14 protein-coding genes are annotated in these 12,249 nt (G+C 38.7%); 10 read left to right on the forward strand and 4 right to left on the reverse strand.

Annotated features, from left to right (window positions below):
• Positions 1–71: 71 nt before the first annotated feature.
• From FUA48_RS11745 to FUA48_RS11770, 6 genes are all read left to right on the forward strand, one after another.
• Positions 72–1,127: an HAD family hydrolase gene (locus FUA48_RS11745; protein WP_240732449.1), complete on the forward strand. Its 1,056-nt coding sequence runs from the start codon at positions 72–74 to the stop codon at positions 1,125–1,127.
• Between the two features lie 325 nt (positions 1,128–1,452).
• Positions 1,453–2,526, forward strand: a complete 1,074-nt coding sequence (locus FUA48_RS11750; RefSeq protein WP_240732450.1) for a sulfatase-like hydrolase/transferase — start codon at positions 1,453–1,455, stop codon at positions 2,524–2,526.
• Positions 2,527–2,542: 16 nt separating this feature from the next.
• Positions 2,543–3,148 carry a DUF4136 domain-containing protein gene (locus FUA48_RS11755; RefSeq protein ID WP_147583709.1) on the forward strand — a complete coding sequence of 202 codons (606 nt, stop codon included), beginning with the start codon at positions 2,543–2,545 and terminating at the stop codon, positions 3,146–3,148.
• 11 nt (positions 3,149–3,159) lie between these two features.
• Positions 3,160–3,750, forward strand: a complete 591-nt coding sequence (locus FUA48_RS11760; protein WP_147583710.1) for an OmpW family outer membrane protein — start codon at positions 3,160–3,162, stop codon at positions 3,748–3,750.
• 113 nt (positions 3,751–3,863) lie between these two features.
• On the forward strand, positions 3,864–4,652 hold the full coding sequence (locus tag FUA48_RS11765) for a transporter (protein ID WP_147583711.1): 789 nt from the start codon (positions 3,864–3,866) through the stop codon (positions 4,650–4,652).
• An 8-nt stretch (positions 4,653–4,660) separates the two neighbouring features.
• A complete protein-coding gene (locus FUA48_RS11770; RefSeq protein WP_147583712.1) occupies positions 4,661–5,446 on the forward strand; it encodes a DUF2490 domain-containing protein in 786 nt (261 codons plus the stop codon).
• A 3-nt stretch (positions 5,447–5,449) separates the two neighbouring features.
• Here the strand turns inward: FUA48_RS11770 and FUA48_RS11775 are convergent, their stop codons facing one another.
• Positions 5,450–5,941, reverse strand: a complete 492-nt coding sequence (locus tag FUA48_RS11775; RefSeq protein ID WP_147583713.1) for a YqhA family protein — start codon at positions 5,939–5,941, stop codon at positions 5,450–5,452.
• A gap of 73 nt (positions 5,942–6,014) precedes the next feature.
• On the reverse strand, positions 6,015–6,377 hold the full coding sequence (locus FUA48_RS11780; RefSeq protein WP_129751296.1) for a winged helix-turn-helix transcriptional regulator: 363 nt from the start codon (positions 6,375–6,377) through the stop codon (positions 6,015–6,017).
• 101 nt (positions 6,378–6,478) lie between these two features.
• On the opposite strand from FUA48_RS11780, the gene FUA48_RS11785 reads away from it, so the two are divergent.
• The 4 genes from FUA48_RS11785 (at position 6,479) to FUA48_RS11800 (ending at position 9,330) form a co-directional block, all read left to right on the forward strand.
• A complete protein-coding gene (locus FUA48_RS11785; RefSeq protein WP_147583714.1) occupies positions 6,479–6,853 on the forward strand; it encodes a DoxX family protein in 375 nt (124 codons plus the stop codon).
• A gap of 75 nt (positions 6,854–6,928) precedes the next feature.
• Positions 6,929–7,636 carry a hypothetical protein gene (locus FUA48_RS11790; protein ID WP_147583715.1) on the forward strand — a complete coding sequence of 236 codons (708 nt, stop codon included), beginning with the start codon at positions 6,929–6,931 and terminating at the stop codon, positions 7,634–7,636.
• Between the two features lie 555 nt (positions 7,637–8,191).
• Entirely contained in the window at positions 8,192–8,752 is a 561-nt protein-coding gene (locus FUA48_RS11795; RefSeq protein ID WP_147583716.1) for a Crp/Fnr family transcriptional regulator, read from the forward strand.
• Between the two features lie 188 nt (positions 8,753–8,940).
• Positions 8,941–9,330, forward strand: coding sequence for a RidA family protein (locus tag FUA48_RS11800; RefSeq protein WP_147584992.1), 390 nt, complete (start codon positions 8,941–8,943; stop codon positions 9,328–9,330).
• Positions 9,331–9,567: 237 nt separating this feature from the next.
• On the opposite strand, the gene FUA48_RS11805 is transcribed toward FUA48_RS11800, so the two are convergent.
• Positions 9,568–10,935, reverse strand: a complete 1,368-nt coding sequence (locus tag FUA48_RS11805) for an alginate export family protein (RefSeq protein WP_147583717.1) — start codon at positions 10,933–10,935, stop codon at positions 9,568–9,570.
• A 308-nt stretch (positions 10,936–11,243) separates the two neighbouring features.
• Positions 11,244–12,236, reverse strand: a complete 993-nt coding sequence (locus tag FUA48_RS11810; protein WP_147583718.1) for a bestrophin family protein — start codon at positions 12,234–12,236, stop codon at positions 11,244–11,246.
• Between the last annotated feature and the right edge of the window lie 13 nt (positions 12,237–12,249).

The raw sequence follows: 12,249 nt of genomic DNA on the forward strand, positions 1-12,249 counted from the left end.
TAAATATATACTGCCGGGCTGTTTGGGTTCGGCAGTATTTTGTTTCAACCAACCTTAATTGCATATTAATTATGAATAGTAAAATAAATACCCCTGTAACAAGGCTGTTTGCTTTCTTCATGCTTTTTATTTCATTATCGGCATGTAAGCAGGAGCCTGCAAAAGATACTGAGTCAGGAAAAGAAATTACTCAGGTAAACGAAAGTAGTGACCCGTTACCATCATGGAATGACGGGCCCAACAAAGAGGCTATTATTAATTATGTAAAAGATGTTACTACCGATGGGAGTGCTAATTTTATTCCGATAGCCGATCGTATTGCCACATTTGATAATGATGGTACCCTCTGGAGCGAGCAACCGGCTTATTTCCAGTTGTTTTTTGCCATGGACAGGATAAAATCCCTTTCGGCAGACCATCCAGAATGGAAAAACAAGCAGCCATATAAAGCCGTATTGGAAAACGATATGAACGCACTCATGCAGCAGGGAGAAAAAGGCCTTATGGAAATAGTAATGGTATCGCACAGCGGTGTAACTACCGATGAGTTTGATACCATTGTAAAAGACTGGATTGCTACCGCCAAACACCCAACTAAAAATGTACCCTATACTGATTTAATCTTTAAGCCCATGTTGGAGCTTGTAAAATATTTACAGGCAAACGACTTTAAGGTATTTATAGTTTCAGGTGGAGGTTTGAGCTTTATGCGCGCCTGGGCCGAAGGTGTTTATGGTATACCAAAAAACCAGACTGTAGGCAGCAGTAATAAAACCGAGTTTGACTACAATAATGGAAACCCGGTTATAAGAATATTGCCTCAGCTTGAATTTATGGATGACAAGGAAGGTAAGCCTGTTGCCATAAATAAATTTATAGGGCGCAAGCCTGTTTTTGCAGCAGGAAATTCTGATGGCGATTTACAGATGCTGCAATATGCCGCTTCAAACAGTTACAAAAATTTTGAACTGTATGTACACCATACCGATTCCATAAGGGAGTGGGCTTACGACAGAGAATCGCATATAGGGAAATTAGATAAAGGCCTTGATGAAGCCAGCCAAAAAGGCTGGACAGTAGTTAACATGAAAGAAGACTGGAATAAAGTGTACAATTCAGATAAATAAATTTTGTTTAAGCCTTGACTAATCAGGGCTTCTTTTTGTAAAACAATTCCCAAAAAAGTGTTAATAGCTTGTTTTGCAGCAATATGTTTTGTTAATTTTAATAGGAGTTTAAGAATATTTTTTATAAAAAACGCAAAAATCAACCATTACAAACTGTAATCACTACCATTATTTTTACTTTCATTCAATTAGTGGTCGGCCGTACCCTGGCACGACTTTGAGCCTCTACCACAGGACTAATCACTGGCGGAAAATTAATTTTCATCATTAACCAATAGATTTTACTATTTATTGAAATCTAATCGAACCACTAAATTAATTAGTTATGAATGTTACTACAATGAAAAAAGGCGTAATGCTTGTGCTTTTATGCCTTGTTCCCGGATTAACAAAAACCTTTGCCCAGTCTGACCCCCGACAGGTAAGAAAAGAAAACTTTAAAGGGGTTATAGAGCTCGATGTGAGGGACTCTAAAGCCGATTGGGACCCGTATACACTTAAATCGGCACCCGAAGGAGCACCTAATGTATTGTTTGTATTGTTTGACGATACCGGGCAGGCAGCCTGGTCACCCTATGGTGGTGCTATTAACATGCCTACCCTGCAAAAACTTGCCGATAATGGCCTTATTTACAGCCAATGGCACACTACTGCCTTATGTTCGCCTACACGTTCTACCTTATTAACAGGGCGTAACCACCACTTAACCGGTAATGCTGCAATTACAGAAACCGCTAACGGTTTTCCCGGTGCACACGGCCGTATACCTAAACAGTGTGCTACAATTGGCCAAATATTACAAAGTAACGGCTGGAGTACATTTTGGATAGGTAAAGATCACAACGTGCCGGAACAGGATGTGGCATCGGGAGCTTCAAGAACCCAATGGCCTACACAGTTAGGTTTTGACCGTTATTATGGCTTCTTAGGTGGAGAAACTAACCAGTGGTATCCTGACCTTGTAGAGGACAATCATTTTACAGAGCAGCCTTATGGACCTGAAGATGGGTATCACTTATCTAAAGATTTAGCTGATAAGGCCATACAGTATATTCAGGATCAAAAAGCGACCAATCCTTCCAAGCCCTGGTATATGTGGTTTTGCCCGGGAGCTAACCATGCACCGCACCATGCACCACAGGAATTTATAGACAAATACAAAGGCAAGTTTGACGAAGGTTATGATGCCTATCGCAATTGGGTAGTACCACGTATGATTGCAAAAGGTATTATCCCTAAAGATACCAAACTAACCGACTTTAATCCGCTTCCGCCAAATATTTCAAACCCTGCCGACTATGTTCGTCCGTGGAAAGATCTTAATGCCGATGAGAGAAAACTGTTTGCAAAACTGGCTGAGGTATATGCAGGCTTCTCTGAGTATACCGATTTTTTTTAACTAAAACAAGATTGTTATGCGTAAAATTTTACTTTTTTCTCTGTTTATACTACTAACAGGCTGTTATCCTGACGGACCTGAGTATACAGATGAACTCGACTCGGTTTATACGAATTATTCTCCTGATTTTAATTTTTCTCAAACATATACTTATTCATTACCCGATGGAGTAATTGATGTATCCGGAAGCCAGAATTTCAACCCCGATTTTATAGATACTAATTTTAGTAATGCTATAATAAACTCGTTGAGGACTAACCTTAACGCACAGGGATGGACAGAAGTGGATGAAAACGATGACCCTGATATTATAGTGCTTGCTGCTGCAATGGACTCTAATTTCCTATACTATAGTGTAGACTGGTGGGGCTGGTATTATCCGGGGTATTTTCCAGGATGGGGCTGGTACTACCCGGGCTACTTCCCAACATATGTAAGCGGATTTAGTGTAGGTACGGTAGTGATACAAATGACAAGCCCTTCGGGCATTGTAGATAATCAGGTGCCGGTAGAATGGGTATGTGTTGTAAACGGCCTTTTAGAAGGTAGTGATGCCTATATAATAGACAGGATAGACACTAACATCGATCAGGCATTTATGCAATCTCCGTTTAACAATTAACTCCCTGTAATATGAAGACAAAAATAGTTTTAATAGCAATTTTTTCCCTTATATGCGCACAGGGATTTTCTCAGGATTCGTTTGGTTCGGTAAATTATTCAATTGGGCTTCCTTCGGGTGACCTTAAGGATTTTACCGATAACGTAAGCGGAAGGGGAGTAGCCGTAGATTATGCTTTTATGTTAAAGAGCAATGTAAGTATCGGATTTGGTATTGGGTTGCAAACCTTTTATGAAGAAAAGGGATACAGCTCACTAACCGATGGTACACAAACCCTTTCGGGTAAACAGTTTAACTATGTAAATGCATTACCACTTTATATAAACGGGGCATATTATTTTGGTAACAGCCCTAATGTAAAGCCTTACTTAGGCATAGGCTTGGGCACTATGTATGTAGACAAAAGAGCCGATATAGGGATTTTTGAAGTTGTAAACGACGGCTGGGCATTTTTGGTTAAGCCTGAAGTGGGCCTTCAGTATAAAGCAGCCGCTAATATAGGGCTTAACCTTTCTTACAGATACAATTATGCTTCTGATATAGATAATGTGGGTAGTATGACCTATTCATCTGTAATGATAGGGGCAGTGTGGTTTTATTAAAGTTAGTTTCATTTAAATAGGTTATGGTTATAATCATTTTATCCCCAATCCTAAGCAGGGTTGGGGTTTAAATATATCTAACAAGAATTATCATTAACTAATACTTAAGCTCTATGAAAAAAATATTTATATCTGCTTTCCTTTTTTTAGGAATGCTTACAGTAAAAGCACAGGACGATGCAGAAGCGCTTGCCAAAAAACTAGCTAACCCCATTGCATCGCTTATAAGCGTACCTTTTCAGAATAACAGCGATTATGGTATAGGTGGCCTTAACGGATCCAGAAATACCATGAATTTTCAGCCTGTTATTCCGGTAAGCCTAAATGAGAACTGGAACCTGATAAACAGGGTAATCCTTCCTGTGGTAACCCAATATAATATTACCGGGCCGGGAGAGAAACAAAACGGACTGAGCGATGCGGTTGTGAGTAGTTTTATGAGTCCTAAAAACTCTAAAAACGGACTTACATGGGGTGTAGGGCCTGCTTTACTTTTACCGGTAGGTACAGACGATTACCTAACCACCAAAAAGTTTGGTGTTGGGCCAACAGCTGTTGCTTTAAAACAATCTAACGGATGGACGTATGGTGCTCTTGTAAACCAGATTTGGAGTGTAGCTGGTAGCAGTGACAGACCCGATGTGAGCCAAATGTTCCTTCAGCCGTTTTTTACCTATAACTGGAAAAGTGGCGCAGGACTGGGAGCTAACATGGAAATGACCCAGGACTGGCAAAACAGCAATACTACCTTATGGCTTAACCCAACACTAAGCGGGGTAACAAGCCTGGGCGGGCAAAAAGTATCTATTGTTGTTGGGCCAAGGTTTAACCTTGCAGCTCCCGATGGGTCTAAAGCCGATTGGGGCTGGAGAGCCGTGCTTATTTTCCTTTTCCCTAAATAATAAACAAAGTGCTTCCCGGCAATAATTATAAAAAGATATGGCTTTACCTGTTGTTACTAACAGGTTTTGCCGCTTATTCCCAAACTGAAAACTATATGCAGTTTTGGAATGAGTATGCTTTTGTAAAGGATGTTAACGAGAAATGGTCGCTTGAGGCCGATATGGGTATAACAACCAGTGGTATACCTGAGCATAATAATATTTTTTACAATTTAATACAGTTTTACGGCAGAGGCTGGGCACACTATTATCCCTCCGAAAGAGTTAAGATATCCTTTTTCTATGCTTTTTTTTACAATACAAACGTGCCAGAGCTTTTACAGGACAAATCTCCCGAGCATAGGTTGGCTGCACAGTTCACTTATTTGATGACAAAAACCAGGCTGCGAACCAACTTAAGGGGCAGGCTGGAAGACAGGCACCTGGAAAATGATGCCGGTTATTTTGAAGTGGTTATGCGGTTAAGAATGCAGGCTAAGGCAACCTATCCGTTAAACGGACCTATAATTAAACCTGGAGTTATTTATACGTTTATGTCTGATGAGGTTATGTTTAAAACACGAAGCAGTATTAGTGGTAACACTTTTTTTGACAGAAACCGTTTAACTGTTGGTTTTGGTTATTCATTTGTCAATGAGTTTCAGGTAGAGCTGTCTTATGTAAACGAACTTTTGCCAAGACCAGATAAAACCTCAAGTTATGATGCCATTCAGGTAAATGTGGTTTTTACCGATTTGTTTTCAGATTTGTTTAAAGGGAAATTTAAAAGAGAGAAAACAGCTATTGACAAGTAGGTTTTATTTTTCTCCTTTTTTAAGAAAGTACAAACTCGCAGCCAGTAAAAATACAGCACCCGGAAGTATTAATTGTGCCGTGGTAAAGTTACCGTGCTTAAGTACTTTGTGCAGCGCCAAATCGGCAATATAGCTAACTACAAAAGTGGTTAGTATGGTTTCCCATAATATTATTTTAAGTTCGGTAAGGTTCTTCATCTGTAACCATTTAGGTAATGCGGCTACCATTTTTGTTTTCTCTTCCGATTCTTCTGTAAATAATACGCTTATACCCAACGAAAAAATAAAAAATACTAATGATATAAGTACAAAATCTACTGTTTTAAGCATGCCGGCAGCTATAAGTGCAGGTTTATTGGTGGCATCTTCAAAAACAACCTTAAGCGCCTCAACAAAATCAACACCTGCAAGAATGAGTGTTACGAGTCCGCAAAGAAATACTAACAGTGAAACTAATTTAGACAGGTTTCCCAATAAAGTAAAAAGAAGTTTCATAATTGGCGGGTTTTGAATTACTTATCCTAAGTTAAGTAATTTCCTTTAAATGTTAAAATTAAATAGTAACAGTTTAAAAGACCCCTTCGCGTATTTTGTTGCGGTGCTGCTCTCCCCAGCTAACCAGTGCATTCAATACTGGCTCTAAAGTATCGCTGTATGGCGTTATAACATATTCTACAACAACCGGAGTTTCAGCATATACCTTTCGTTCTATAAGTCCGTTAGCCTCGAGGTCTTTTAATTCGCCCGATAAAACCTTTGCCGAGAGTCCCGGTATGGAGCGTTGTATCTCGTTAAAACGCGTGTGGCCGTTACGCAGTGATATTATAATGCGAAGTTTCCATTTACCGCCTATAACGTAAAAGGAATCGCTCATGGCATTTAAGGCTGCCGTACAGCTTTGCTGGTCGTGTACTTTTTCTGAGTTTTTCATTTTTACTTACCTGTATGTTAGTGCTTACCTTTGGGTAACTGCTAACTTTTAGAAAGTAAATGTACGTAAGTTTGTGGTATAAAACCAAACAGATTTTTACAATGAAGAAAAACAGGATTATTTATTGGATAACAACATCGCTGGCTATGCTTATGGGCGGTGTATCCGGATTTTTATATTTATTAATACCGCAAATGGAAGAGGCTTTTAAGCTTTTGGGCTTCCCTGATTATTTTAGGATAGAGCTGGGTATAGCAAAAATAATAGGTTTGTTTGTTATACTGCTGCCTCAGGTCCCTGCCAGGTTTAAGGAATGGGCCTATACAGGTTTTGGTATCGTGTTTATCTCGGCTATTATAGCACACACAGTAGTACAGGGTTTTGCAACAGCAATAGCGCCTATTATTGTATTGATATTACTAAGTGTTTCTTATACCTATTATCATAAATTACAGGCTGTAAAGGCACAAAGCTGATTAATCAGATTTTTATAGTTATTTTAGAACCTTCCATTATGGGAGGTTTTTTGTTTTACCTTACATTCTACCACTATGAAAAAGGCTTTTCTTTTTTTGTTTCCAATATTACTTCTTAGCTGTAATAAGGGCGATAATAGCCTTAATGTAATTATTACAAGAGTAGATCCTAATTGTAATGCATCTATTAATTTATTGTTTTTGGATATTAAAACAAGTGATTCTTTGTTCTATAAAATTAAAGGATATGAAGGTTTTGATGTAAATGATACTATAAAGCTTATTAACCTACCGGATGATGAGTATGAATTGAAATATTTTTCTATGCTTGGAGATTATATCTCAAGAAAAATTAAACTAAATGATGGTGATTCCAAGACTATTACAATTGTTTACGATTCTATTTATTCTGATAATTATATAAATAAAACACCTATTTATAATCTTAGATCCGGAAGTTCATATACAATAAGCAGATCTGGAGGCTGTATGGCGTCAATGACTTCTTCTTATACTATAAAGAGGGAAGGGGATAATTACTATGATATTAATAAAGATGGTTATGAAATTTTACTAACAGATAAAATGAAGAAGGCCATTCAAAAGTTTGAAGCCGAACTTTTAGCAATTAAAGGTAAAAACGAGTGTAATAGTACAGGTATGATGACTTATGTGATTAACTCTTCAGAGCTAAAAGACACAATAATGGATAAAACATGTAACTGGCAGGGTTTTGAAAATATGTCACATATATATTTTAAGGAATATATTGATAACCAGTAATATAGAAAGTGGAAATATGTTTATAACTAGATAGACACTAAGTTTAGGTATAAAAAAGCTCCGATTTTCATCGAAGCTTTTTTTGTGCGGAGAGCAGGATTCGAACTTAATCGCTCAAACCCACGTCATTCCTGCAAATGCAAATCCGGGAAATAAAATTGCCACGATTTTGCCACAGATTATATAATGATAGCAAAAGCTAATTATCCGACTATTTAAGAACACTAATTCTATATATGCGAAGGTATAAATTATTCCTTGTATACATCAAGGCTGAGCATTATAATGGAGAAATTCATACTATAATCAATCATTTACGAAGCCAATACGTTAAATTATAGGTTGGATTATTTCTGGCTGTATGAGAGTGGCAAAGTAGTACACCTTATTGTAGATGATTACTAGAAAAAGAATCAAAGATTACCAGCTTATTTTACGGGTCGTTTACTAGGTCGTCAACCGGGAGAAGTTTATTATCTTTGAACTGCAAGGCCACTACCTACTCAACTGTAGTTAATTGCATAGTTACAATGGTAAATAAAAATAGCCTGCTGTATGAAGGAATTAAAAAGACATATCGGGGAGTTAGTAGCATTGACCGATGATGAGTTTGCAGCCATATCCTCTTATTTCAGAGCAGAGCGATATAAAAAGGGAACGTTTTTAATCCGACAGCATGAAATGGTACCTTACACATATTTTGTGGTTTCCGGACTGTTGAAGCTACTCTATACCGATGCCTCCGGAAAGGAGCATATCCTTTCTTTTGCTATGGAAGACTGGTGGGAAACAGATTATCTGGCATTTAATACCGGAACGATGGCAACAATGTCTCTTATATGCCTCGAAGATACCAATGTCCTCTGCTTAACGTTACAGGATTACCAAGAACTATGTGTCGCATTTCCTAAAATGGAACATTTTTTTCTCCAGAAAGCGGTTTCGGGACATATCGCATCACAGCAGCGTATCCTCTCCCTTTTGAGTTCCAATGCTACGGACAGGTACGTAAAACTGCTAAAGCGTTATCCATCGCTGCTGCAACGGGTTTCCAAAAGCCAGCTTGCCGCGTACCTAGGCGTATCCCGCGAAACTTTAAGCCGTTTATATCAATAGGAAATACATCCTTATTACATCGTTGTCTAATACTTGTGAGATACATCACAGGTAAGACTACTAATCTATCGATAATTTTGTACTTGTAATTAAAACCACAAAGTACAATGAAAAAGATAATATTAGTAACGGCTTTTTTAATTCATTCGACAACGGCAATGTATTCGCAAGATAAAAATCAGGAAAAAATGGAAAAACGTGTAATTAACCCCTGGACATGGCAGGATGCCCGCAGTTATGTCCAGGCAGTAGAGGTAAAGAACAGTACGGGTACACTTTATGTTTCGGGCCAAACGGCAATTGATGATGAGGGACGATCCAGCAAAGCCGATATGAAAACACAACTGGAGCTGGCCATCAAAAATCTGGAAAAAGTGATTAATCAGGCAGACTACGATTGTAAAAATATTGTTCGCCTAACGATTTACACCACTTCTACCGAAGAGCTATGGCCCCATTTTAAGATCCTTCAGGACTGGGTGGAAAAGCACGGGATGCAGCAGGCCCTGACCATGTTGGAGGTGACAGGCTTGTTTGAAACCCTTAAAGTGGAGCTTGAAGCCACGGTAGTGAAATAACCGTGCAATGTAAATAATAGCAAAAAGGGAAGTCTTCTTTGAAGACTTCCCTTTTTTCTTATCCGTTTAATAATTTATTTGGGATATTGGCTGCTCATTACTGCCTTGACCTATTATATTCGTAGTTTTGAATCATCCCGTTATAGTTGGTTATGGTGGTAGTTACCGTGGCTTTTTCCGATTATAGGACATAAGCCAAACCTTCATCGTTATAGTTTTATAATAATAAATAGATGTTTAGAACCTGAGTTGTGCCGTAAAAGCACCGTAATAATAATCTTTACCTGTTCCGGCTTCTTTAATAAAAGGCCCTGAGTTAAACCAGGCACCTTCTACTGTTAGGGATAAAAAAGCATTTACATCAAAGTTGATATCTGCCGCAAGCTGAGTACCGATGAATTTTTCACTTAATCCCTGACCATCATATAGCAATTGTACGTTAGGGGCATATATACCATCATTAGTACTCCACCGCCAAAAGAAATCATAATCAATACCCGCAGTTATTCTTTCACTGACGGTTATTTTTACTGATGGATGAACATCAAATAAATTAGAAGGGCCTATCAATGCCACCAAACCAAAGTAGGCCCCTCTGGGGTATAGCGGGTTAAATGTTTCAAGTTTATTATCATCGGAATGCCTGTCGCCGGATATTATTTCTGTTTTCAGCCCTGCCACCGGACTGAATTTTATATTTGAAAACCGATAGCTGGTATTGGAAGACAAAGTCCAGGCACTAATGGTTTTGTCTTCCATTTTACCAAACTGAGCCACTGCTTCAAAGTCATATTGCCATGAACCTTTGTTTTTCCAGATGCGGATACCTGTGGAATGGCGTACTTCTTTACCGGAAGCATCGTTAAAAGCGGCTTGTTTTTTATATAGTCCCAAATAGTACAAATCAATGTTTTTTAAAAAGGGAATATTTTTTAAAACCAAATAGTTACCCCACAGCTTTGCATCAGTATTAAAGCGATCATCAAAAACCTCGGGCCTGTTAGCAACGGGATGAGTATAGAACAAACAGTTGGTAGTATTTGCAGAGGTATAAGTAATTGTACCTCCGTCAAAAGCCAGTCTGCTGTTAGGGCCTTCCCGTACGCTTACAAGCCTTTGGGAACCAAACAATATTTCCTGCCGTCCAAACCTAAAAAACACCTCGGAGTCCTGTTGCTGCATAAAAACCACATCAGCAAATAATTGATGAACATCCAGGGGGTTTTCATCAACAGGGCTCACATCAATCTTACTGTATGCAAAGCTGCTTTGTAACTGAAAAAATAACCTTATATATTTAGTATGTAAATGAAGGTGTGCCAGATATCTTGTCATTAAGTAACCGTCATTTCCTGTAGAATCATCACCCCATTTTTCATTAATGGTATTTATATACTGAAAGCGTATTTCACCGCCTGAGGATATATAATTGTTAGTATTATTGCCTAATGGTAAATACTTGATTTTTTTGTAAAATGAAGAGGTAGAATCTGTTACCAGATAACCAAAATCATCATTATACCGCAGGAAACTGAAGCGGGGTGGGGTTTGTGCCTGTATGCCGGTTAGTGTCAGGAGTAACAATATTATAAGGAAGTTTTTCATAAGTGAAATGCTTATGCTGAAGTTTTTTTGAATAGGATAACGCGTATCGAGTATTTCCCCGGTCCGGCAATTACTAACAGCAGTCCGAGGCTTGTCTTACCATATAAGATTGATATTTTGCCAAAAGTTTTTCATAATTACCTGTGTTGATTGCTAATTCTCGGTTTGCAGCTGTCAGTATAACCTAATGATTCCTAGAATATACACCTAAAGCTGGTTATGTGTGAGAAAATAAACTTTGTGCGATCTCAAAGAGTTGTTTGCTGATGTATTCAATAGTAAAGGTCTCATATCATTTTTGGAGAGTTTTAAAACAGGGCTCCGAAATAGGGCTGCAACTTTTCCGGAACCTGCTCCTCATCCAACATGTCCATCAGGTCAATTTCAATATTTCGGACGATAGTGGCAATGGGAATATCGTTTAAAAGGCCATCAAATGGGTTTTCGCTAATATCTCCTACATATTCCATGAATAGGAAGACCCAGGAGACAATCATATTAAAAGGAATCAGGAGCAAATATTTTTCACCCAATTCGACAAATTGTTGCAACAATCCGAAAGGAAGTAATGTCAAAAAGACGAAAATGAACAGATTAGAAGTCGTCGCATACTGGCGTGGAAATGGTGTATTTTTAATACGCTCTGTTTTTCCCTGTTCGTCATACAAGTTCGAAATGATAGTCTGTAAGGAAACATGCTGAAAAGCGTCAATCCCACCTGCATGTCGTAACCTGGCAAGGTGCTGTGACTGCTTGTCCAGGATCTGCGTTGAGAGATTCTTTTTCTTATCAAGTGCAACGTGCTCAAAACCCGTAAGGTAGCTTTCAATTTGCAGATCACACGAAACCTGCTTTCCATGCAGCATAGTACGCTGGCGTTTGCTTGCACGGTCTTTATGCTCCCAGCTCGTACGCTGGTTCATAGCTAGTTTCAGAGCATAAAGCCAAGCGATATGCCTGTGTATCATCACCCTAACATCATCTGAGTCTGTTTCTGATGAATTGTTTTTAAGGGCATAAGCCCTTAATGCAGCAGCAAATGACCTGCTATGGTTGGTAATGCTGCCCCAGATCTTGCGTGCCTCCCAGCTTCTGTCGTAGGATTGGTTATTTTTAAATCCAACAAAAAATGCAGTAGCCGTACCTACCAGCGATACGGGCAGCCAGGGGATTGCAACCCAGGTCCAGCCTAAATACTTATAGGCGAAAATAGCTATGGAACCTGTTAAAATGCTGAAAAGAACCATTCGCCATGAGTAATAGTAAATGATAAGTGGAGAGAGATAGCGTTTTATGTACATGTGAGTGATTTTA

This window comes from Flavobacterium alkalisoli, from assembly GCF_008000935.1.
Taxonomy (GTDB): Bacteria; Bacteroidota; Bacteroidia; order Flavobacteriales; family Flavobacteriaceae; genus Flavobacterium; species Flavobacterium alkalisoli.